Annotated in this window: 11 protein-coding genes; 8 read left to right on the top strand and 3 right to left on the bottom strand. The window is 47.9% G+C overall.

All coding sequences use genetic code 11. The annotated features are described in order from the left end of the window. Positions 1–52: 52 nt before the first annotated feature. On the bottom strand, positions 53–5479 hold the full coding sequence (locus U6B65_05115) for a leucine-rich repeat protein (GenBank protein WRS28513.1): 5427 nt from the start codon (positions 5477–5479) through the stop codon (positions 53–55). Between the two features lie 656 nt (positions 5480–6135). Here U6B65_05115 and U6B65_05110 point away from each other — a divergent pair. From U6B65_05110 to U6B65_05100, 3 genes are read left to right on the top strand one after another with little or no spacing between them, the layout of a single operon-like run. Then, positions 6136–7641: a histidine kinase gene (locus U6B65_05110; protein WRS28512.1), complete on the top strand. Its 1506-nt coding sequence runs from the start codon at positions 6136–6138 to the stop codon at positions 7639–7641. Next, positions 7634–9190 carry a response regulator gene (locus tag U6B65_05105; protein ID WRS28511.1) on the top strand — a complete coding sequence of 519 codons (1557 nt, stop codon included), beginning with the start codon at positions 7634–7636 and terminating at the stop codon, positions 9188–9190. The genes U6B65_05110 and U6B65_05105 overlap by 8 nt, the downstream gene beginning before the upstream one ends. An 11-nt stretch (positions 9191–9201) precedes the next feature. Next, positions 9202–10254, top strand: a complete 1053-nt coding sequence (locus U6B65_05100; GenBank protein WRS28510.1) for a TRAP transporter substrate-binding protein — start codon at positions 9202–9204, stop codon at positions 10252–10254. A gap of 401 nt (positions 10255–10655) precedes the next feature. Here the strand turns inward: U6B65_05100 and U6B65_05095 are convergent, their stop codons facing one another. Further along, positions 10656–11429, bottom strand: coding sequence for a response regulator (locus U6B65_05095; protein WRS28509.1), 774 nt, complete (start codon positions 11427–11429; stop codon positions 10656–10658). 1064 nt (positions 11430–12493) lie between these two features. Between U6B65_05095 and U6B65_05090 the strand changes: the two genes are divergently transcribed. The 5 genes from U6B65_05090 (at position 12494) to U6B65_05070 (ending at position 22658) form a co-directional block, all read left to right on the top strand. Continuing rightward, complete coding sequence (locus tag U6B65_05090) at positions 12494–17947, top strand: sugar-binding protein (GenBank protein ID WRS28508.1); 5454 nt, start codon at positions 12494–12496, stop codon at positions 17945–17947. 643 nt (positions 17948–18590) lie between these two features. Beyond that, the gene (locus U6B65_05085) at positions 18591–20129 is read left to right on the top strand and encodes a sugar ABC transporter ATP-binding protein (protein WRS28507.1); all 1539 of its coding nucleotides are present in this window, start codon (positions 18591–18593) and stop codon (positions 20127–20129) included. Positions 20130–20224: 95 nt separating this feature from the next. Then, positions 20225–21331, top strand: coding sequence for an ABC transporter permease (locus U6B65_05080; protein WRS28506.1), 1107 nt, complete (start codon positions 20225–20227; stop codon positions 21329–21331). Positions 21332–21356: 25 nt separating this feature from the next. After that, positions 21357–22412: an ABC transporter substrate-binding protein gene (locus tag U6B65_05075; GenBank protein ID WRS28505.1), complete on the top strand. Its 1056-nt coding sequence runs from the start codon at positions 21357–21359 to the stop codon at positions 22410–22412. A 72-nt stretch (positions 22413–22484) separates the two neighbouring features. Beyond that, entirely contained in the window at positions 22485–22658 is a 174-nt protein-coding gene (locus U6B65_05070) for a hypothetical protein (protein ID WRS28504.1), read from the top strand. 266 nt (positions 22659–22924) lie between these two features. On the opposite strand, the gene U6B65_05065 is transcribed toward U6B65_05070, so the two are convergent. Then, positions 22925–25639 carry a sugar-binding protein gene (locus U6B65_05065; protein ID WRS28503.1) on the bottom strand — a complete coding sequence of 905 codons (2715 nt, stop codon included), beginning with the start codon at positions 25637–25639 and terminating at the stop codon, positions 22925–22927. Between the last annotated feature and the right edge of the window lie 117 nt (positions 25640–25756).

The following is a 25756-nucleotide window of genomic DNA, read 5'->3' as shown; positions in this document are numbered from 1 at the left end:
CGCTTCGATATTGATTTTTTACCCAGAGCTTTTTAGACTGCTACCACTATGTCTATTTTCGGGTTAAAGGATAATCCGTGACCACAACATCCTTTCCCTGAGCCGTAGAAAAGTGGAGATACCCATTGGTGTCTACCCAATATGAGGGAGCTGTTAACTGGGCATAGGTATTTGTTTTCTTGTCATAGGAATAGAAACGAAGAGAAGTGGTATCCAGCTTGGAAAGATCCAGCTTAACGCTCACTTTAACCTCCATACCCCATGAATCCTGCTGGGCAAAGCTTACAAACTGCATTTCGTTGTTGTAGAATTTTTCGAAGGTTCTCTGCAGAGTGGAGTCGTTGAGGGCAATACCCAGATTAAAGGTACCCTTACCAGGTACTACCTTGGAGGAATCCAGAGAAATACGGGAAAGCACCTTACCGTTTTCTACAATATCAGAAACAAAGAAGACCGTTTTGGGGTTTTGTGAATTCTGTTTTTTGGAGGTGTTCATCATTGCACGAAGATCTGAAAAACTAACAGATTCCTGATTCCTTGCATTGATATTTACCCAGCTTCCTGTGCTGGCAGCCAATACAGATTCCACATGCTGTAGAGAAGGAAGCGGTGGTTTGGTTTCGGAGGTTGTGGAGCTGCCTGTAGTTGCACGGCTCCCCGATCCTCCGGAAGATCCGCCCCCTGAAGAGGAATCGCTGCGGTCAACGATGGATATTTTACTCAGAGCCAATATGGCGGCTGTTAATTCGTTAGTGGCCTGATCCACTGTGCCTTGGGCTGTTATGGGGTTATCAAAGATAGCCTGCGCAAACACAATGGCTTTTTCCATTTTACCGTAGCTGAAGGTTGTATATCCCTGTGCAGGAATGGATTTTGCCAAAATCAGAGAAGAATGGAGAGCCTCTTTATTAGCCGGTTCCCCTACAGAGGCAGGAACCAGTGCCAAAACAGCTGCCTTTAGCTTTGCCGCCGCGCTATCTGCAGCAAACTGATCCGCCTTGGGGCTGTCATAAACGGCCTGAGCATAAATAACCGCTTCTTGCAGAGCTGCATAGCTTGTTGCGGTGTATTGTGCTTTGACGAACTGTTCGGCAAGACTTAACATCAGATAGAGCTGTTCCTTATTTGTTTCGCCTGCTGTTATCGGCACCAGTGCAGCCACCGCATTTGTCAGATTGGCAACCGCCTGATTGACCTGTGCTTGTGTCGCTGCTGTGTTGCTATTTACAGACCTTGCTGCACTGATTGCCTGCTGCAATGCTTGATAACTGGCAGCGGTGTAACCAGCGGAACCAATTACAGCTGCCTTATTAATTGCCTCAACCAACTGCACTTTATTGGTCGTTAATATACCAATAATAATGGAATCGGCGGCAATAGCACCTCTGGTAATCAGCATATCCTTAACAGCCTGGTTTTTAACATAGAATTTTGCATTGGCAGGCAGCAAATAGAATGCATTGGCACCAAGGTTCTCTAAGACATCCATTTGCAGCTCAATCAATTCCAGCTTTTCTGCGCCCTTAAAGGCATTTTTTCCGATTACTCTGACATTGGCCGGGATGATTACGGAGCGCAGACTGATGGTTCCATCGAACACGCCCTCTGCTTCGTGTTCACCATGAGAAATTAATTCTCCAATTTCTGTAACACCCTGCCCAATGACCAGTGTTTCCAGCGACTTTGCCTGGAAAAATGTGCCACTTTCCAGTATTTGAACTTTATCGGAAATCACGACAGATTTAAGGGATGCACAATCATAAAAAGCATTTTCGCCAATTTGCGTTATTTTTTCAAGGTCGATGGATTGGAGCGACCCACAACTATAAAAGGCTTCTTCTTCAATTACTGTGATATTGGTGGGGAGAACCGCTGTTTCCAAGCTGGTATTGCGGAAAAACATCCCCTTGCTCAGCTTAGTCAGCGGGCTTCCCTCTTCAAAAGTAACGCTTTTCAGGCCATAGTTCCAACCCAAAACATAGTCATGTGTAGTGGTGACCGATTTAGGGATTACAATACTTGTTAAGGCCATATTGTCACTTAGAGAACCATTCGATAGCTCCTTCAGCTTGCTGCCCTGTGCAAAAGTGATGCTGCGCAGCTTAATATTGCTGGAAATACCATTGGTTCCGATACGTTCCAAGCTGGCGGGCAGTTTTACATCCAGCACATTGCCACACCCGTGGATAGCATGATCACCTATGGCAACAACGTTTTCGGAGATTGTAATGCTCGTCACCTTGGAATTGTTGTAGAACAGGTTATTCCCAATTTCAATTACATCATAAGTAAGCCCTGCATTTTGCACAGTACCAGGAATGACCACTTGACCGGCAGCGGCATCTCCATTAGAAGCTTTGACTGTGCCGTTACTGCCGCCGATGGGATCGGCCAACACCTTATACACAATATTATTCACTGTAAATTCAGCAATGGGCTGAGGGGTGGTGTTATCCACAGTAATGTTTGCTGCTGCAATTCCACTGTTGGCTAAAAGTCCTTTGATGGCCTCAGTCTTTACAGTAAAAACAGCATCGGCTGCCACACCACTAAAGGCACCAGAGGCAATAGAAGTAACTAGAGCCGATTCAATTGTAATTTGGCTCAGCTGTGCGCAGACTCCAAAGGCATTGCTATTGATGGTTTTAACACCTGTGGGGATGGCGATGCTAGTCAGCTTGGGGCAATTATAGAACAGGTTATCCACAATTTCTTCCACGCCTGCCGGAAGGCGAACAGAACGTAGATTGCTGCAATTGTAAAAGGCCAGTTTACCAATAGAGGTGATGCTGTCAGGCAAGATAACGGTTTTCAGCGTGGCTGCATCCTGAAAAGCATAAGAACTGATTGCGAGAGTACCGCTTTGCACAGTTATCTTTTCCAGGTTGGCCGCTTGATGGAAGGCGTAAACTCCTACTGTTCGAACACTGGAAGGCACAGTATATTCTTCTTCCGCTTTACTGGCAGGGTATTTGAGCAGTGTAGATGCACCTTTATCAAACAAGACACCATTGATGCTGCTGTAAGAGGGGTTCCCCTCCTCTACCGTAATGGAGGTCAGCTTGGTGCACCCATTGAGCGCATTGGTGTTAAAGTTGGTCAGTGTGGCGGGAACCATAAACTGCTTCATTTGAGTGGATCCAAAGGCACTGTCGCCCAAGTAATTGAGCTTACTGCCTTGGGGGAAAGTGATAACCAGATTGCTGCTCTTTTGAAAGGCATTTTCACCAACGCTTTCCAGAGATTGGGGCAAAGCAATGGTGGTCAAAGCGCTGCAGAAATTAAACGCTCTTATTCCGATTTTTTTAAGGTTGCTGCCCGAAGCAATATTAACCGTATGCAAAGCTTCCAGAGACCAGAAAGCTGAGTCGCCGATTTCCTGTAAAGATGCAGGCAGCGAAACAGTGGTCAGGCTTTCACATTGATTGAAGGCATTTGCTTCAATGGTGAGAACACCCTCAGGAATGACAATGCTGTTGAGCATTTTGCAGGCAGAAAAAGTATATTCAGAAATCTTTGTTAGGTTAGCGGGCAGTGAAATATTGCCCAGCTGCTGACAGAGCATAAAAGCGTTGGCGCCGATTTCTTCTACAGAATCCGGGATTACAATGCTGGTTAGCGAAGACCGCATAAAAGCGCCATTGTCAATTTTGGTAATTCCACTGCTAATGGTTACCTTACGGATTTGATCGTTGTCCATAAAAGCACGAGAGCCAATGGTGGTAACATTATAGCTTTTTCCTTGATGTTCCACCGAAGCCAGAATGGTCAGGTTCTGATCTGTGGCTGCCAGTGCAGTTTTGCCATTGCCCAACTGAACAGTACCGGGTGTGCCGTTTTCTGCCGCTGTCAACACTGTATACAGCAAGCCATCTACTGTGAATTCACTGACAGGCTCAGGCTCGGTATTGGTCAGTGCAATATTTGCCTCAGAGATGCCGTAACTTACGAGCACTGCCTTTACAGCTACGTTCTTAACGGTGTAAATTGCATCGCTGGCAATTCCGGAAATACCACCGGAGTTAATTTTAGTTAAATTGGCTGGCATGGTTATGGCTTTGAGCTTGCTGCAATTGTAAATACTATATTGCGCAATCTCTGTGATGTTATCGGATAAGACCAAAGATTCTAATGCGCTGTTGTTATAAAAAGCCATTTTCCCCATGGAGGTTACTGAGTTGCCCATGGTAACGTTTTTCAGCTTGGAAGCCCCTTCAAAGGCATTGTTTTCAACTGTTGTAACAGCGGAACCAAAAGAGAGAGTCTCAAGGTTAGCCGCTTTATTAAATGCATATTTCAGGATAGTCTCAACATTGGCGGGAATTGTGTAGTTGGTATCCGCCTTTTTTATGGGATAGTTTAGCAAGGTCTGCATCCCTTTTGTAAAAAGAACACCATCCACACTTTCAAAATAAGTGTTTTCTGCTCCTACGTTGATAGCGGTAAGGCTGCTGCAGTCACTGAAAGTATTATACTCCAAAGTTTCCAGGCTGGAGGGGAGTGCTGCTGTTTTTAGCCCGGTTTTTTTGAAGGCATTTCCACGGATGTGCCGCAGGCCTTCTGGAAGAGTGATTTCTGTTAAGGAAGTACACTCCAAAAATGCCTCTGCGCCTATTTCTTCCAACTGGCTATTTGCCGCAAAGTTTACCGCAGTGAGTTTAGACTCTTTAAAAGCGCTTTCTCCAATAACGGTGACACTGGCGGGAATTTCTATTGTTTTTAGTTTTTCGCAGCCCAGAAAGGCCTTCTGACCAATACTGGTAATACCCTCGGGAATGGTGACACTTGACAATACGGTTTCGTAGCCGTATTCACTGGAACTGGCAGAAAACAGCTCCTGGGGAATTTCTGTCATCCCAGAAGAAAGCACAGCTGTTTTTAGGGAAGTGCAGTTGGCAAATGCACTTTTCCCAACGGTATTGACGGTATCGGGTAATGTAATTTCTGTCAGGCCACTACCCCAAAAAGCGCTTTCTCCCACTGAGGTAAGGCTATCGGGTAAAAAAATGGTTTTGAGGGAAGTTTGGCGCATAAAGGCACGGTATCCTATTGCAACCACACTATACTCATTTTCCTCATATGCAATGGTATCCGGTATAGTGAGATTGGAAGAGCCCACTGTGATTGCAGTTGAGCCGTTGCCCACCTGCACAGTGCCCTTGGAAGATTCTTGGGGTAAGCTGAGAATTTTGTATGTAATACCATCTGCTTCAATAATTGTATCCAAAGCCGCAATATTCAAAGTTGTGATGGCAAGTGTGGTGTTGTCTGCGCCCGACTCTCCCAAAACCGGCTCACCGGATTGCCCCAGAGCCAAGCTATACTCGGTTTGGACTTCAGACAGAGATGTTTCAGAAGTGCCTGGATCGGATTGCAGGGGTGTATCCGAGGCATATGCAACTCTGCTAAAAGGCCCAAAGGATAGTGAAACAGCTAACAGAATTGCCGTTGTCTTAAAAACTGTTTTTGTGTTTTTCATGCAATGCAAGTCTCCTTTTTTACATTCTTTTTATCATTCATACCTGGACACACGCTGCTCAACTCCGGCAAGTGGGTATGGGGTGTGAAAGAAAAAAGAAGTATCAATACGATAAGTTACCCGCTAGAAACAATAACAACAAAGAAAATTCGCCGAAAGGGCGAATTTTGATCAGTTGAAATTGTAATCTGAGGATAACAAAATACAAATCATAGTATATATCTGGAAATTCCTAAAGTCAATCGAAAATTTTACAGAATTGTTATAAATAATTCAAACTCTCTCCATTATAACAGTAAGGCGGCTGTTAATAAATTGTAAAGGGCCCTAAGAAGCCAATGACATTTACTGCCATCGGGAAACGGCAATATAAAATAAAGTGTGCTTTGCCTCTTCAGAGAAAGTGATATAAACAAAAGCTGCCGCTGCCAGCTGCGCAAGGTAATAGACGAGGCTTCGCTAAAAATGCTGTACCTTGTCACGCAACTTGTGCTGCTTAGTTCTATGCTTTTTACCTTACCCCTAGGCCTTTATTTAGATAAAGATACAAAAAATTGCCAAAATATATAGCGAATGATTTTTATTTATGGCGATTGTCTACTAAATAAACGGCGGATGTGTTATCATATAGTAAAAGAAAAAGCAGGTGATTGCACATGACATATAGGCGCAGCGTCCAGAATTGGTGGCTGTCCCTTTCGATACGATATAAAATAGGCATTTTTATTGGAATAATCGTGGTGATGGTTGTAACCATATGCCTTTTTGCCTTAGGCGCAGTTTATATTCACACGCAGGATTTCAATGAAATTCTGGGTGATAGCTATCAGGTGAATTACTCTTTGGTTTGCTTTGAAGCTGAAAATTCAGCTTTCATTACATGTTCCCGAAACAAAACTGAAGATAATTTTGCTCAATATTACGCGGCCAAAAAGCAGACTCAAGCTGCCATTTCCACGTTGAAGCTTGACTATCAAAAAACCGGAGTGCAGCGATATTTGTTAACGCAGGCAGTACAAACTGCCTATGTGTATTACAGCGGCAAATGCGAACAGCTGCTGCAGGTTGCTCTGAAGGATACCGCCTACGCCAACCAGTATTACAATACCCTTGATGCCGCAGGTTATATCAACAGCTATTTGCAGGATTTAATGAAAGAAACGCTGGACGAAGGCACCAACAACTATGCCCGCAAAATGCAGTCCTTACAGTTATTGCCGGTGATTACCATTTCTTTTGCGGTTGTTATTTTGATTTTAGCCGCCCTTTTGGGCGCAATGGTTATGCGACAAATTATCCGCCCGGTTTTGAAGATGGCAAACAACGCACAGCAGATTGCTGACAACCAGCTGGATATACCCGATATTCATGTAAAAAATCAGGATGAGATTGGTCAGCTGGTGAACCTGTTCAACAAGATGAAAGGCTCCATGCGGGAATACATTGCAGCCCTTCAGGAAGTTATTAAAATGGAGGTTCGCTTACACCAGAAAGCTTTGCAGGAGATGGAAATGGAAAAGCAGTTGAAATCAATGCAGCTTTCCATGCTCCAAAGCCAGATTAACCCTCATTTTTTGTTTAACACCCTGAACACAATTTGCAGCACCGCCAAAATAGAGGAGGCCCGCTATACCGAGGAGCTTATTCAAAAACTTGCCAATCTTTTTCGCTATAACTTGCAGGCCTCCGATGCTATTGTGCCCTTGGAGCGGGAAATCAACATTATTCTGGATTATATGTACATCCAGCAGCGCAGATTTGGCAGCCGCCTTACCTTTTTTATGGACAGTAAGGTGGATGAAAAAGCTGTTTTTATCCCTGTTTTTACCTTGCAGCCGCTGGTGGAAAATGCCATTATCCATGGAATCTCCCCAAAAGAAGAAGGGGGGAGCGTGCGGGTTCGTATTCGCAGGAAAGGCGAATACTCGCATATTACAATTACCGACACGGGCATGGGAATCTCCCGGCAAGCATTACAAAAGCTGCTGGAAGAAACAGCGGCATATAAAGGGCATCTCTCCCATATAGGCATGGGCAATGTGCGGTCACGGCTGGAACTGCTGTTTGCCGACAGCAGCTTTCGGGTGCATAGCCGCATAGGTTTGGGCACATCCGTTCGGCTGGTTCTGCCAGTCCACAAGGAGGGAGAAGCTTATGTATAATATCGTGATTGCAGATGACGAGAGACTGGAGCTTATGGTTCTGAGGCAGGTGCTGGAAGACCACTTGAGCGACCGCTGCGTTGTGAGAGCTGCAACCAATGGGCGGGAGGCTGTGGAAAGTGCTCTGCTCTCCGAAGCTGATCTTGCCATCCTGGATATTGACATGCCTGGCATGAATGGGTTGGAGGCGGCTCAGATCATAGCGCAAAAGCTCCCTGACTGTAAAATCATTATGCTGACCGCCTACAGTGAGTTTGAATATGCCCGAACCGCTATTGCCTTGGGGACAGCCGATTATCTGCTCAAGCCCTGCACGGACCAAGCACTGTGCAGCGCTTTGGATAAGGTTCTGCATCAAATTGATTGCCGACGTGACGGGGAAGCGGAAAAAGAACGCTCCATAGAACGGATACACAGCCTTTCCCTCCAGGTGGAGGAACAAATTGTGCGCACCATCATGGGTGGGCATATTACCCCTGAATATATGACAGCCCAGATGGAAAATTACGGTGTGGCCTTTAACAATGGTGTTTTTGCCGTTCTCCATGGTGCCTCGGCTAATAGTGATAAAGATATCGTCTCGGCACTGCACCGCAACACATGGCCCGCCCATATCCACCTTTTTGCATATTGTTATGACGGCAAGGTCTATATTATCAATGTCAGCGACCATTCGGAGGTGGATGCGCAGGCGGCCACCCTGACCCATTTGCCTATTATTTCTCAAGCGGCCAAAACCTTGTGGGGGTATCCCATTTTTGCGGCAGTTGGGAAGAGCTTTTCCAATATTCAATATGCGCAGCTTTCCTGCTTTCAGGCCCAGGTTGCGCTGGGGCGCTGCACGGCCGAAAACCCGATTAACATCCACGAAGATGGTGGTGAGACAGAATCGGCAGAATTTTCGGACAACCCTATTATAAACAGCATTTTATTTGGTGATATCGAGGAAATTGGGCGAGCCGCATCCGGCTTTGTCAGAAGCCTGTTTGCCCAGCAATTGGAATGGGAAACCATCATCATTCGGCTAAATGTTCATCTTGCCAAGACTGTACAATCTTTAAAGCAGCAAACCGGCCTCAGCATCCCGGATGTCGTAATTCCCACCGCAATGGAGCAAACGGATATAGAAAGTCTGAGCCATACGGTAACCTCCAGGCTGTGCTATCTGGCAGATCAGCTGTTGGCACTGGGAACTGAAAAAGATACGGTGCATCTGCGAAAGGTGAAAAATGAGATTCAGCAATATGTGGCCCAGCATTATCACGAGGATATTTTTCTGCCCGGCATTGCTTGGGCCATGAACTATTCCAGCGCATATTTCAGCAAGCTGTTTAAGCAGTGCTTTCAGCGCAATTTTATAACTTACCTGACCGATGTCAGAATTCAGGCGGCCAAGGAATTGATGCAGAATTCGGATATTACCATACGGGAGATTGGCGAAAGAGTAGGGTATAAGGACCCCAATTATTTCACCAAGGTGTTTCGCAGAGCGGTGGGGATATGTCCCTCGGAATACCGGGAGAGAGAATGTCTTCCCGGTGATATGTAAGGAGACTGACAATGAAGCGCAAACGAATCATCTCCTATCTGTTTATCTGTACTTTGCTTATGAGTGTGCAGATAGGGTGCGGCCGTTCTTTAAGCAGCGAAAATGAAGTTGTACCCCAATTCGTTTTTCGTTATGCGGAAAATCAGGCAGCGGATTATCCCACCACACTAGGGGCCAATAAATTTGCAGAACTGGTGGAGGAACGTACAGGCGGGCGCATTAAAATCGTTGTTTTTCACAGCGCCCAGTTGGGCAGCGAGGTGGAGTGCATTGAGCAGCTGCGCATTGGCGGTATTGATTTTGCTCGCCTATCACTGACACAGCTTGCCGAAGTTGAGCCATCCTTTAATGTACTGCATCTGCCCTACCTTTATCGTGACGAGGAACACATGTGGCAGGTGTTGGATAGTGAAATCGGCAACCATTTCTTAGGTGCCCTCGAGAAGCAGAACATTCTGGGGCTTTCGTGGTATACTGCGGGCTCCCGGAGCTTTTATACCACTGTGCCCATTGAGAGTCTTGGGGATTTTAAGGGACTGAACATTCGTGTGCAGGAATCAACCATGGCCGCTGAGATGGTCAGGCTGATTGGAGCTACCGCCAGTCCCATTGTTTTTAGCGATGTTTATTCCGCACTGCAGACCGGCCGGATTGATGGGGCTGAGAACAATTGGCCCTCCTATGAATCCACATCCCATTATGAGGTGGCACAGTATTATTATTGGACCGAGCATACACGGGTCCCCGAAATGCAGGTGATTTCTCAGGAGGCACTGCAAAAGCTTTCGGATGAAGATATGGAGATTATTCGGGAATGCGCAAAGGAATCCGCCCTGTTCCAGCGGCAAGAATGGGGGAAGCGCACAGAGCGCTCAAAAAAAATATGCTATGAAAATGGCGTGGAAGTTATTCTTCCAAAGGCAGAAGACATTGCACTTATGCAGGAGCTCTGCCGACCTCTTTATGAAAAATATGCCGCCGACTACATGGATATTGTTGAGCAAATCTTTGCAATGGGGCTGGAGGAAGCTCCCGGGGTTATGGGAGAAGCGAAAAACCAATAAAGAAATTCATACCAAGCCACCTACATTTCAGGTGGCTTGTGGGTGCAGACAAAGGTCTACACCCTTTATGAGGGGTATCCAATGCCCTCCATATTCCCCCCGGATTGCGCCACTCGGGCGCAAAAAAAATGGGATTCCTGCGTTGAAATCAATTCGACTCCGGAAGAATTACACATCAAAACCATAAGGTCTTCAAGTTAAAGGCAGTTATGTCCACAGTTTGTAGCCACCTACATTTTAGGTGGCTTTTTTGTGTAAGAGCTGAAAAGAGGACAGAGCCATCCAAATATTGGGTGGCTCTGTCCTCTTTGAATTTAGTTTTCTGGATGAATGATAAGCGTGAAAATTTTATCTGAGGGATATTTACCACATCTGTATCCGCTGCAATATTCACCTGCATCTTAGCCGACGAAAAAAAGTTGGTCCCGGTATTCGGTGGGAGTCACGCCTACCTTTTTGCGAAAGAGCTTTGCAAAGTAATTGGCATCCTCATATCCCACCAAGGCGCTGATTTCCCTTATTCGCAGCACAGGGTTTTCCAGCAGCTCTTTGCTTTGGGAGATCCGCAGGTTGATGATGTAATCCATGCAGGAAATGTGATAAGACTGCCTGAATATTCGGTTGAAATAATTGGGGGTAATATTCAGCCTGTGGGCAATGGATTTTACTGTAAGATCCTTGGCATACTGTTCGTCTATATATTTCCGGGCTGTAGCCGCCAGACGATCGGTATGTTCGCATGACATAGCTTCTTCCTGTGGGGTGGAGAAACATTCAGACTGTGAAAAAGCCATAGGGTTGGCTTCCACTTTCTGCAATGCCTGATAGATGGCGGAAACCAATTCGTTTTCTACAATCGGCTTGAGTATAAAAGCCGTTGCCCCCAAAACGATAGCCTGACGGGCATACTCAAACTGGGCATAGGCGGTCAGGTAGATAATTTGGCAGTCAGGCAAAGCCTTTCGGATCTCTTTGCCTGCTTCAATTCCATTGAGCAACGGCATTTCAATATCCAAAATTACAACAGAGGCTTGATATTCTACTGCTTTCTCTACCGCCTGTCTGCCATTGGCAGCAACAACAGGCACCACGGCCTGAGGGAAATGACAGAAGATTAACTGACTAACAACCGAGCAGGTCATGGGTTCGTCGTCTGCCACAATTATCTTGTACATATCGGCACTCCCCCAATTTCTGATTTTCATATCCGCAAATTTTTGAAGCTGGCGTAAAATGTAAAATTTTACATATCTTTATAATATTTTTAACATATTTTGGAAGTTATGTCAATAAAATTTGCAAAATTCTATTTAATATATGTGCTCGAGAACATAAACGAATAAAAATAGTATTTATTCTATTAGATACCAATTTTTTATTGGATTTTATGCATATGTTTTTGCCGATTTTATGTTCAATTTGACGTTATTTATAGAAAGTGGTGAAATGTTCTAGAAATCGTTCGATTTTCCTCTATCCATAAAAGGGTGTTTTTTATATAATCAAAGAGCGATTTATTATTGTATTTATAGGTAATATGCAAAATAAAATAGTGCTATTGCTTGAATTTTCTGTTTTTAGATCGCATATTCCGGTGCAATGTAGAACAGGCGGTTGTTATGCTGCTTTTGTTTTTTGTCTTAAAAATTATTTTTTAAAATAGCAATATTATTTTAAAAAAATGTGCCCGTGCCCAATAATAAAGGAGGGTTTTGTAATTGTCTCACATTCACACACAATCAATATTGGAGTTGCCCCTTAGCTTATGGTGAGAAAATTTATGTCGGTGGTGTATATTGCTGCTGGTATGAATTGAATTGATTTGAATTCAAATGAAAGGGGGAGAGGTAAGCTACGGAACTAACAGTGGCTAATGGTCGGCACACTGCCTATTCCGGCGTGAAAGGACGACGAGATTGCTTCGTCGGTTTTACAGATGAGCTGTACATAAGTGCCTTTGGCGGAAGGCAAGGCCGGCTGGTATCTTTCCGTCGCCGACCGCACAATGGATGCCATAACCTCCTTATAAGCGATGAGAAGGTGAGAGAATTGCCCCCTACAATCCTCTTTGGCGTTATGAAAAGCTTTGAATGACATTTTGCGGGAGTACATCGGCTCCTCCATGGGGAGCGATGTCAAATCATTGGGCAGGAGTTTCTAGCTAGGCTGCGGCTTGCTTAGGGGAAGGCAGACAGCTAGGCTTACAGCAATGGAACAGTACGATGAAGGAGGGTTCTTCATGAACACAAAAAGAATTATTTCATTAATCCTAGTATTGGTTTTGGCAATTCCTCTAAACCTCTTTGGCGGTATTATCGCATTTGCGGCGGATGCAAAGACGGTAACCGGTTCCAGCGACGATTACAACGGAGCTGAAATGTGGCTGCGGTATGTTTTGGTCGATGATAATGATCTGCTGCAATCTTATAAGAATACCATTAAGAGTATTATTGTGCCCGAGGAGAATGCAGCGGCTCTCTACAAATTCTCCGAGACAGACCTGTTCTATGAATCCTATGGCTATAAGGGACTTCAGCAGCCGGCAGGCTCCACTGAAGTCATTCCTCAGACCACTTTAGAAGCCGCACGCATAGAGTTGGATCAGGCTTTTGAAGGCCTGCTTGGTTCTAAGATCCCCAAGGCAACTAAAGTTTCGGATGGTGCTGTTATCGTTGGTACCCCGGCTACTTCTGACATTATTGCCGGGCTGAACCTAGACAGCGCACTGGGCGAAGTCGGCGATGAGGGCTATATTATTAAATCACTTTCCGTTAGTGGCAGTAAGGTGACTGTCATTGCCGGTAACACCGAAATCGGCGCCCTTTATGGCACCTATGCTTTCCTGCGCTTGATTCAGACTCAGGAATCCATCTCTGATCTGAATATTTCTGATTTTCCAAAGGTGAATCACCGTCGCATTAACAGTTGGGAAAAAGAGCGCTTTTATGCAGGCAATAACGTAGGCACCAACTACGATAAAGGCGGCCTCAACGGCGAAAGCGGCTTCCTCTTTAACTTTGATCTTTCGCTGAGCTCCAGCACCGGCGGAAATGTTGCTCACAGCAACAAAAACGCAGGAGCCGTTATTCTGCCCAATATTCTGGATCGATATGTTGTGGCGGCTCGTGCTCTTGCTTCGGTGGGCATTAACGAGTTTAACCTGAATAACGTTAACTCCAACTCTGCGTGGATTACCGAGTATGTTATCCGGCAGGAAGCCGCTCTGGCCGACCTTCTGCGGCCTTACGGCATTAAGCTTTGCCTGTCTGTTAACTACGCAAACCCTGTTCTTGCCCTTTGCAATCAAACCACCGGCGGCACCACCTCTACCGGTGTGACCTACTGGGCAGACGAAACCACCCGGATTGGCACCGCTGCCAACTCCACCACCATGGACATCAACAATAAGGATTACGAGCAGTGGTGGTATGACAAGACTGTGCAGATTCAAAAGAAAATTCCCGATTTTGCGGGTTATACTGTCAAGGCCAACTCGGAAGGCCAAGCAGGACCGCAGTCTTACGGCAACACCCATGCGGAAGGCGCCAACCATATGGCTGCCAAGCTGGGTGAGCTGGGTGTGACGGTGTTTTGGCGGTCTTTCGTGTACGATGCTTCTGTGGATAACGATCGTCTCAACCGTGCTTATATGGAATTCGGCCCCGCCGATGACACGGAAGACGACAGGGACGTATCCTTCTTGGATAATGTATTTGTCCAGACAAAGAACGGGCCCCTCGACTTCCAGTCACGAGAGCCTTTCCACCCCATGTTTGGCCGGATGACTAACACCAACCAAGCCATTGAGCTGCAGATTACCATGGAATATCTGGGGCATTCCACCTATATGACCTATCTGGGCACCATGTGGGAGGAAATTTTCAAATCCGATACCTACGCCAATGGCGAGGGCACCCTCGTGGGCAATATTCTTGATGGCTCTGCTCAGGGGCAGGCTGATACTGCCATTGTGGGTGTCAACAACATGGGCAATCACGAAACGGTTACCGGCCACAATTTCTTGCAGGCCAATACATATTCCTTTGGCCGCCAGAGTTGGAACTGGACACTCAATGCCGAAGACATTGCCGATGAGTGGACCCGTATGACCTGGGGCAACGACGAAGAAACCGTTGATACCCTCGTAAATATGATGATGGGGTCTCGGGAAGCTGTTGTGGATACACAGGGCGCTTATGGCCTTCTGCACCAGCAATCCCAGAGTATCGATACCGACCACTACGGCCCCGGCCAGTGGGATTTCGCTACCCAAGACGATTGGGGTCCTGCCTACTATAACAAAGCCTCCAAGGATGGCATCGGTTTCCGCCGCACCATAGAGGGCAGAATCGCCGATTTCCTGCCTGTTCCGAAGGAAGGCTCTGTTGATGAAAAATACTATCCTCTGGCCAACCAGTATTTCCCTGAACTGACCGAAATGTTCTCCAACATTGAAACCTGCCCCGAAGAATACCTCCTTACTTTCCACCATGTGCCTTGGGACTATGAGTTGGAAAATGGCCTCACCATGTGGGAAAACCTGATTTACAAAAATCAGGAGGGCGTGCAGTATGCCACCTACCTGCGGGAGACTTGGGAGAATCTGGAAGGTAAAATCGACCAGTACCGCTGGGAACACACCATGAAAAAGCTGATCAGCCAAGAGTTTGATATGGCCCGCTGGCGTGATGAGCAGATCAAATATTGGCTGATTGTAAGCGGTCGGGATATGCCTACCGACACTGCGCCACTTTCTATCACCATTGAAGCAGGCGGCAAGGAGCACCGTGGATTTGATCTGGGCCGCGCCATCACCTCCTGGGCGGCTGCTGATCCCAGCCAGAGTGTGCCTGCCAGCACCACCGGCATCAATGCGCCAGCCTCTGGTGTGGGAACCCAGAAGTATGTAATTTATGTTCCCTACGGCACCACTGTTCCTACAATTGACAATGTCATTCCTTACGACCAAGACGCTTCGTTTGAAATTATCAAACAGGCTGCCAGTATGAGCGATACTGCAGTGGTCAAGGTGACCAAAGACAATTACTTCAACTCCGAATCCGGCGAATCCTTTGGTTCTATCGTACAGAATTATACCTTTGAGTTCCAGTATGATACCACTCTTTCAAGTATCAGCGTCGACGGAACAGCTATGGAATCCTTTGCAGGTAACAAAACTGTTTACGATGCTTACACCAAGAACCCAGCACCGGTGGTTTCTGCTGTGGCCAGCGACCCTGCTGCCACTGTGGTGGTGAATCAGGTCACCAAAGCTCCCGGTACCGCAACCATTACGGTCAGCAACAATGGTGCACCAACTACGACCTACAAGGTAAACCTGGCTCCTCCTGCAAACAAGAAAGATGATTTTGAGAGCAACATTCTCGACTACAAGTGGTCTTGGGTGCGGGAAAACAATTCCAACTGGAGCCTAACCTCGGTTCCGGGAGCCATGACCATTACCTCTCAAGCAGGCAATCTGCGTGGCAGCACCAACACCGCCCAAAACATCCTGTTGCAGGATGCTCCCGGTGAAGGCGACTGGATTATCGAAACCAAGATCGATTTCTCCCGTGCTCCCGCCTCCAATGGTGAGCAGGGCGGCATCATTGCCTATGTGGACGACAATAACTATTTGATGACCAGTTGGAAGCGGGGCAGTTCTTCCAATGTGGTTGAGTTTATCCGCGAGGAGAATGGAACAGCCACTACCTTTACCAGCTCGATGTCGGATGTAAACAATCTGGCAGCTGGACCCAATAAGGATAAGATTTGGCTGCGAATCGAAAAGCGTGGCAACAGCTATCTTGGTTACTTTGCCAATGACGGCCAAACTTGGAAGCCTTGCCGCATCTATAACAGCACAGCCACCAACAGAACCCCAGCCATGACAACGTTAAGACAGACCCCCACCAAGGTTGGCGTGGTTGCTATGAACGAGAATGGCACATCCAACACTCTCAATGCATCCTACGATTACTTTACCATTACAACCATGGGTGAAGAGATTCCGTTTGGTGGGGTGATTCCTACCAATAAAAACGCCCTCAGCAACTTGATTACCCAGACCGAGCTTCTGGTGCCAACAGACTATACCCCTGCTTCTTGGGCTCTTGTACAAACCGCCCTTGACGCTGCCAAGCTCTTAATGGCGGACGAAGAAGCTACTCAGGAAGCTGTTGATGCAGCTGTCCTAGCTCTCCAACAAGCTCTGAGCACTCTGGCCGATACCAGCATGGTCAAGCTCAAGGCATCCCTAGCCCAAGCGAAGCTTATGAGCACCACCGACTGGTCGGAAGAAGACAAGCAGGCCCTTAAGGATGCGATAGCCACCGGACAGGCACTGGTTGATGCAAGTTCCACCGACGATGAGGCAATTCTTGCCGCCATTGCCGCTCTGGAAGCCGCCGCATCGGCACAGCCGATCCCCAGATACGGCTATGTACCTTATGGCACTCCCGAGCTTGCAACCGGAGTCATCGATCCCCTGTGGGACGATGCAAAGAGCCTCCCCGTCGACCGGCACCTGACCATGGCCAACGGGCCTGCCAGCGGTCTTGGCAAGCTTCTGTGGGATGATCAGAATCTGTATGTTCTGGCCGAGATCACCGACCCTGTGCTGAACAACAGCAACAGCAACACCTACCAGCACGACTCGGTGGAAATCTTTGTAGACGAAAACAATTCCAAAGCCAGCTCCTTTGGCAACGGTATGGGCCAGTACCGTGTAAGCTTTACCAACCAGCAGTCCTTTGGCAATACCAGCTACAGCACAGGCTTTGAATCCTGGGCATGGACCACCGACACCGGCTATGTAGTCTTAGCCAAGATTCCCTTTAAGTACTACACACCAGCGGCAAACAAAGAGATCGGCTTTGACCTGCAGATCAACGATGCAGGCGTATCCGGCAGCCGTCAGGATGTGGTCATGTGGTACGATACCTCCGGTTCCTCTTACAACAACGGCTCGGGATGGGGAACTGCCCGGCTGATGGAGAAAGATACTGTTCCGGTTGACAAAACCAACCTGAACGCAGCCATCGCGAAGGCATCCGGCCTGACCGAAGGGGAATACACCGCTGAGAGCTGGGCCGTCCTTGCCAATGCCCTTACAGCAGCGCAGGGCGTAGCGGCCGATACCGCAGCCACTCAGGAAGCGGTTGATTCTGCAGCTCAAACCCTTACCCAAGCCATAGAGGCTCTGGTAAAAGCAGTGGAACCTGTTGACAAGTCTGCTCTGGAAGCCCTGATTGATGAAGCAGAAGGGTTGAAAGAGACCGACTACACCGCTGAAAGCTGGGCAATCTTCGCCAATGCTTTCGCAGCAGCCAAGAGCACAGCAGCGGATACCGCAGCCACCCAGGAAGCGGTTGACGAAGCAGTCATTGCCCTGCAAGCAGCTGTGGAAGGATTGGAGAAAGCGGGCGAACCGGGTGAAGAAATTCCCGTAACCGCTCTCAAGATCACCGGCAGCTCCACCGTTAAGCGGAACAAGACAGCACAGCTGACCGCCGTAATCACCCCCACCAATGCGACGGATAAAGAGGTTGTTTGGACCTCTGTGAACCCCAACGTAGCGGAAGTGGATGAAAACGGACTGGTAACTGCCACCAGCCAAACCGGCTTTGCCATTATTCAGGCAACGGCCAGCAATGGTGTTACCGCGCAGTTTACGATTCGTGTGACTGCGTAAGGCAAGCGATACAGGGCAAGAGATAAAGCAAAGCTTTTGCCCTGTCATAATTTCAAAATTTACAACCATAAAGTCAGTTTACACCTAAACCATAGCTGCCAGTTAGCGGCGGTAAGCGAAGAGAAGATTTAATGCAAAAGTCATTATGACACATTGAAGCAGCTTTGCGCCGCTCTGGCTTCTTATGGTGTACCTCAGATTGGAATTAGAGAAAATTACTATAGACAGCATAATTTTACTATAATCATTTTGCAAAGGCGAAAATGTATTGCCAAAGGAGAATTTAACAATAAAATTGACAAAACAGGGCGATTATCCTGAAAGTCTCAGTGGGAGAGATCGTTTTCTGACCTGCTGCGGAAATTGCCTTTTTAATAGTGTGCTAAAGGGCCTGGCCATAAATGGAAATCACGCAATATCCAACCATAAGAGAGCGTTGTTTCCCTGTGCCCGGGTATGCCCAACCACCAAATGTAGCAATTATTTACTATCATTTATAAATTGTTTACTATTTTATGTTAAATCATACAAGCTTATAATGGAATAGAGTTAAAGCGGCTATCTGGGAGTTGCCCGAACGCTGCCAATAACATGCTATATATATTTGCCTGCAATTGTTTTAGAAAAAAGGGGAGAAAAAGATATGGGCAATGAGCTTTTCCGCATGGAAAACATAAGTAAAAGCTTCCCGGGCGTAAAAGCGCTGGACAATGTATCGTTTTCGGTCAACAAAGGGGAGGTGCACGGCCTTGTTGGAGAAAACGGAGCTGGAAAATCCACACTAATGAAGATTATGACAGGGGTTTACCGGGCTGATTCAGGTTCTATTTTCATTGAGGGAGAACCGGTGCAGATTGATTCGGTATCCAAGGCCCATGAGCTGGGGATCAGCATTATCTTTCAGGAAATGACCCTTTGCCGGCATCTGACCGTTGCGGATAACATCTTTATTGGCCGGCCCCATATTAAGGCCGGGTTCATTAATGATAAGCAGATGCACAAGGAAGCCAAAAAGATTCTGGATGATTTGGGCATTGACATCAACACCTACACCACCGTGAGCACCCTGAGCGTTGCCAAGCAGCAGATGGTGGAAATTGCCAAGGCGATCTCTTATAATTCCCGCATTCTCGTGCTGGATGAACCCACTGCAACTTTGACCGAGCGGGAAATTGCGCAGCTCTTTGATATTATACGCAACCTGCAAAAGAAGGGCGTGGGCATGGTATACATCTCCCATCGAATGGAGGAGCTGAACCAGATTTGCGAACGGGCCAGTGTTCTGCGGGACGGCCAATACATTGGAACACGCAGCCTTAAAGAGATTACCCTGAACGAACTGGTCAATATGATTGTGGGGCGCTCCTTGGAGGATAAATTCCCCAAGCATGATCGCCAGATTGGCGAGGTGGCTCTGGAGGTTCGCAATCTGCATGTCACCGGCAAGGTACATATTGATTACTTTAAGGTGCACAAAGGCGAAATCCTAGGCATTTCCGGGCTTGTGGGAGCGGGGCGCACCGAGATTATGCGCTGTGTGTTTGGTGCTGATAAATCCGAGTCTATGGATATTACCCTCTTTGGCAAGTCGGTCAAGATTCGGTCTCCCATCCAAGCTATCCGCAACGGAATGGCTTATGCCACAGAGAACCGAAAGTTTGACGGTCTGGCTCTTGGGTTGGATGTGGAATACAACACCAACATGGCTCACCTGCGGGAGATCACCCGGTTTGGCTTTGTAGACGATAAAAAAGGCTCTGCCAACGCCGAGAAATACCGGCGGCTGCTCAAAACCAAGACCCCGTCTCTGCGGCAGATCTGTAATAACCTTTCGGGTGGAAACCAGCAGAAAGTGGTTTTGTCTAAATGGCTTTGCAACGATGTGAAGATACTGATTGTGGATGAACCTACTCGAGGTATTGACGTTGGTGCTAAGTTCGAAATTTACCAGCTGTTTAATCAGCTCAGCGACATGGGTGTGGCAATTGTTATGATTTCATCCGAATTGCCTGAAATTCTTGGAATGAGTGACCGGGTACTCGTTATTCACAAGGGAGCCATTAACGGTGAACTGATGGCAAAGGAAACCACCCAAGAAGAAATCCTCTATTTGGCCGCCGGATACAATAAATTGGAGGGCAAAGAGGCGCCGACAGTCGCTTACAGCAATGCGGGGCATTAGACAGAAACGAAATTTTTTTGCTGCATACACAAATGGGGTGTGGGGGGAAGCTCCCGGCGAATGGCTCCGTTTGATATAGGGAGGAAAGGTAAATCATGGAAAACTCTACTTCAACCGTAACCCTTGAGAAGAAAGAGGGTAATGCATTGGTCAGATTTTACGGCAATCTGGGCGTTTCGATGAAGCGGGCTATTAGTTCCACTGTCGTGCTGATTGTGCTGTTTAGCTTGTTTGCTACACTTCAGCCCAGTTTGTTCCTATCTGTTGTTAATCTGCAAAACCTGCTGCAACAAATCGTTACATACACCATTATCGGCTGCGGGCTTACATTTTGTTTGGTTTGCGGCGGTAATGACCTTTCGGCAGGTGCATCTATGGCATTATCCGGCATCATTGTTGTTCTTTTGCTGGCACAGGGCTATCCCTTATGGTTCTGCATTATATGCTGCTTGCTGATGGGACTGCTTACCGGCATAATGAATGGCTTTTTCATCGAAATTCTGGGTGTTATGCCTTTTGTGGCCACACTGGGAACCCAATGGGTTTATCGGGGCATGGCCAACGCCATTGTAAACGGTGCGCCGGTTTATACCACCACCATCCCCAGCGAGGAAGTACAGGCTCAGTTTTATTTATTGGGTGGCGGGCGTTTTGCCAATGGGCTGCCCTACAGCGTGATTATCGCCTTGGTTTATGCCATTATTGTGGGTGTGTTGTTGGCCAAGACCCGCATTGGGCGCCAGATTTATGCCTGCGGTTCCAACTTGGAGGCTGCTAAGCTTTCTGGGATCAATGCGGTGGGTACGCGTATGTTTGCTTACTGCATGAGCGGTTTTTCGGCCGCTATCTGTGGAATCTTGGTGACTTCTCGCCTTAAATCCGCACAGCCCACAGCCGGTACCGGCTATGAAATGGAAGCCATTGCAGCGGCTGTTCTTGGTGGAATCTCCATCGCCGGCGGCGAAGGAACGATCCTTAACACCGTGATTGGTGCCTTGATGATGGGTGTTATCCGCAATGGCCTTAACCTGAACAAGGTGAATTCCTTCTGGCAGCAGGTTATCATTGGTCTTATTCTTGTCATCGCCGTTGCTCTTGAGGTTTACCGTCACCGCAAGAGTGGCTCTACCGCACAGACCCCATTGCAGCAGTTAGTGAACCGGTTCTTTAAAAAGCCGGTAGCTATAAATACAAAAAGCTAGAATTATTAAAGGAGGAAATGCAATCGTGAAAAAGATATTTGCGCTGATTCTCTGCGTTACCATGGTACTGGGACTGACAGCCTGTGGTGGCAGTCCCACCGATCCTACACCCGCATCAAGCACCGCTCCGGCGACTTCTTCCACGGCACCTTCCACTGCGGACCCCGCTTCCAGCGGCGAAAAAACCATCTATGTTATTGTTAAGGTTCTTGGCAATCAGTATTGGTCCATCGTACAGGCCGGAGCAGAAAAAGCCGGGGCCGATTTAGGCTGCAATGTAGTTATTCTGGGCACCACTGCTGAATCCGACATTGAAGGCCAGGTTCGCTACCTGCAAGATGCTGTATCAGCCAAGGCTGATGGCATTGTTATTGCACCCTTGGATAGAACCGCTCTTGCAGCACCAATCCAAGAGCAATTTGCATCCGGCACTCCCCTCATTCTGATCGATTCCAAAGTCGACGGTGATGACTACAGCGCCGCTCTGCTGACCGACAATATTGAAGCTGGCCGTATGTCTGCCGAAGAAATGATCCGCAGGCTCAAAGCAGCTGGACATGCGGAAACCGAAGAAGGCGTTATTGCCATTCAGGCCGGTTCCACCGGTTCTCAGGCGATTAACGACCGTCTTGAAGGCTTCTACGAGTATTGGGATGCCAAAGCTCCGGCAGCTTGGAAGGTTCTGAAAGACGACGTTAAAATCAATGACGGCGATATTGCCAAGGCAGTTGGCTTCTGCCAGGATTTCCTGACCACCTATCCCAACCTCATTGGCGTGTTTGGCCCTAACAACGGCTCTACCGTTGGCTTTGTTACCGGCCTGACCGAAGCAAAACGCACCGATATTACCATGATCGGTTTTGACTTCTCCAACGAAATTGAGACCATGATTCGCTCCAACGAATACAACGTTTCCTCCGTGCTCCAGCGCCAGTATTTCATGGGTTATGACGGCGTTAAGCTGGCCCTTGATCTGGCCAACGGCGGAACCGTTACCCAGAAGGAAATCGACACCGGCGTTATGATTGTTACACCTGAAAACGTTGATTCTGCAGAAGTTCAGGGCGTTATCAATCCGTAAGTAAGTTCTTTTTAAACTGTAAGATTCAACTGAATACATAACAAAAGCCCCGGCTCAGCCGGGGCTTTTGTTATGTCAAAAAGTATTGTGGCAGATATGAAGACGGAGCGTGCTGTATTTATCAAAATAAAAGATATGCTAAAAGCGCTGTTCTTGGCTGGAGTCTTGACGGTAAGCGCCATAACCTCTGTTGAGGCGGCATTCCGCATTTCTGATAGCAATTGGATGCTGCTGCAAGCCACATAAAGCACAGCGCGAAGGGGGATGCAAGATAAATCAATGGAGGGAGCTGGTATACCTATGGGGGCGTATGTGTTGGCCAAGCAGATGTATGATCAAGAGGGAAGTAGTGGTCTACCTCATTTCACAATGAGCCTGTATTGGCTCATATGGCGGGATGTAGATTCACTCTGATTGTGAAGATATGGTTGTCAAGAATTCTGTGGTCAATAGAGAACGACCCATACGGGTTGCACCGTATGGGTCGTTCTTATATATCAAGGAGATTCTGCCTATACAGTCACACGGATCGTGAACTGCGCGGTAACATCATTGCCGGCCGTTGCCTGAATAATAGCAAAGCCGGTTTGGCTGGTGGCGGTTATCAGTCCGTTTTCATCCACTGTGGCCGCATCGGGTGTCAGAGATGTCCAAGTGACCTCTTTATCCGTTGCATTGGTGGGTGTGATCACGGCGGTAAGCTGCGCTGTCTTGTTCCGCTTAACGGTGGAGCTGCCGGTGATCTTGAGAGCGGTTACGGGAATTTCTTCACCCGGTTCGCCCGCTTTCTCCAATCCTTCCACAGCTGCTTGCAGGGCAATGACTGCTTCGTCAACCGCTTCCTGGGTGGCTGCGGTATCCGCTGCTGTGCTCTTGGCTGCTGCGAAAGCATTGGCGAAGATTGCCCAGCTTTCAGCGGTGTAGTCCCCTTCGGTCAGGTCGGATGCCTTCGCAATGGCCGCATTCAGGCTGGCTTTGTCAACTGGAACGGCATCGCCTTCCAACAGAAGGGCGGTGCCCCAGCCCGAGCCGTTGTTATAGGAAGAGCCGGATCGATCGTACCACATGACCACATCCTGACGGCTACCGGATGCGCTTGCATCGTTGATCTGCAGGTCAAATCCAATTTCCTTGCTTGCCGCTGGTGTGTAGTACTTAAAGGGAATCTTGGCTAGCACAACATAGCCGGTGTCGGTGGTCCATGCCCAGGATTCAAAGCCTGTGCTGTAGCTGGTGTTGCCAAAGGACTGCTGGTTGGTAAAGCTTACACGGTACTGGCCCATACCGTTGCCAAAGGAGCTGGCTTTGGAATTGTTTTCGTCTACAAAGATTTCCACCGAATCGTGCTGGTAGGTGCTGCTGTTGCTGTTGTTCAGCACAGGGTCGGTGATCTCGGCCAGAACATACAGGTTCTGATCATCCCACAGAAGCTTGCCAAGACCGCTGGCAGGCCCGTTGGCCATGGTCAGGTGCCGGTCGACGGGCAGGCTCTTTGCATCGTCCCACAGGGAATCGATGACTCCGGCTGCAAGCTCAGGAGTGCCATAAGGTACATAGCCGTATCTGGGGATCGGCTGTGCCGATGCGGCGGCTTCCAGTGCGGCAATGGCGGCAAGAATTGCCTCATCGTCGGTGGAGCTTGCATCAACCAGTGCCTGTGCGGTGGCTATCGCATCCTTAAGGGCCTGCTTGTCTTCTTCCGACCAGTCGGTGGTGCTCACAAGCTTTGCTTGGGTGAGCGCTGTCTTAAGCTTTTTAAGATTGCTTTCTTCAAGGATATCCAGTGCCGCCTGTAGGGTAACGGCAGCAGCATCTGCATCATCCTGCGTTGCTTCCTCGTCTGCCATCACAATCTTGGCGGCATTAAGGGCGGCTTGCGCACCGGCCCAAGAAGCAGGGGTATAATCTGCCGGCACAAGAAGTTCTGCTTTGGCAATCAACGCAGCCAGAGCGTCTTTCCCTTCCATACTGTCGTCCAGTATCAAAGAATACACATAATCGCCCATCAAACTATATCCAGTCGCATTGGGGTGGATACTATCCGCTGCATAGGAGGGGATCAATGCACTTTGGTTGTCGGGATTGCGCAGCAATGTATCAAAATCAGCCAGCCCATATATCTTTTCTTCTGCATATTGCTGGCGAATCCAAGCGTTTACAGTCTGCCGATTGGCATCCTGTGCTGCCGTGGAGCCCCGGGGCGATATCGTGCCGCCGTATACTTTAATCCCTTTATTCGCTGCGGCTTTAAACATGGTGTCAAAAGCGGCGATCATGTTCGTTGCAGTTTGGGAGCTTCCGGGAAGGTCGTTGACGCCGATTAAGAACACGACATAACCAACACCCGGTTGATTCAAAACATCTCTTGCAAACCGGTCTTTCGCCGCCAGCGGGTTTGTACCGCCGAGCAGGGCGTTTGTTCCGATACCCATATTAATGACAGAAAGATGGCTGGTGATTGGGTTGCCTTGAAGATTGTTCATCAGGACATCCCCCCACCGTGTATACCGTTCATTTGTCACGCCGTATCCGTCTGTGATGGAGTCGCCAAACAAGACGATTGACTTGTTTTTTTCCGGCGCTTTCACATCCACGTTACACAAAGCAAACCAATGGGTATTGGTGGAACCGCTTAATGTTGCATTTGAAGTTGCATTTATCCCTGCCTCCACGTAGCTGTTGGCTCTGGCGCCTATGTGAGAGCTGATTCTTGTGGGCGTCTCTCCAAAATACGTGGATACCGCAATTCTTTCAAGTGCATTTACGGGAAAATGAATGAGGTCGGATGTCATGAACTCTCCGGGTTGAATAACCACACTTGCACTGCCATTGTTAAAAGTAATCGCAGTATTGGTCGAAACATCAATGCTGGAAGTATTGTTGCTTCCGTTGGCTTTAGCGGCGCTTGCCGCATTAATGGTCATTGCCGTGGCGCCATACTCATTGGAGAAGGTGAAGCGCAGCTGGTCACCGCCTACGGAAGTGCGGATCATTTGACGAAGCGTAGAGTTAGGTAAGGTTAGCGCTATGGTACCTGCACTGCTCACACCTCCGTCACTGCCACTTGGGTCACCATAATACTGTGCGCTGGCCCATGTTCCGACCCAATTTTTAGATTCGGAATTCGTGTGGGCGGCGTTGGCCGCCTCGCTGGCCGAGGCAATAACTGGGCCCACTGTAGTGCAAATGATAAGCAATGCGAGCAGAGATGCAACAAATTTCTTCACCTTTTATCCTCCTCTGTTTTAAGACACTTTTTCGATTAGACCACCTGTTGGCTCATCGGTGCCCAACAGGTGGCTATGGTTTAGGTCTAAACTGACTTTATGGTTGTAAATTTTGAA

The sequence above is a fragment of the Oscillospiraceae bacterium MB08-C2-2 genome (genome assembly GCA_035621215.1).
GTDB lineage: Bacteria > Bacillota > Clostridia > Oscillospirales > Ruminococcaceae > WRAV01.
The sequence above is the reverse complement of the archived record's forward strand: the minus strand, read 5'-3'. Positions and strand labels throughout refer to the sequence as shown.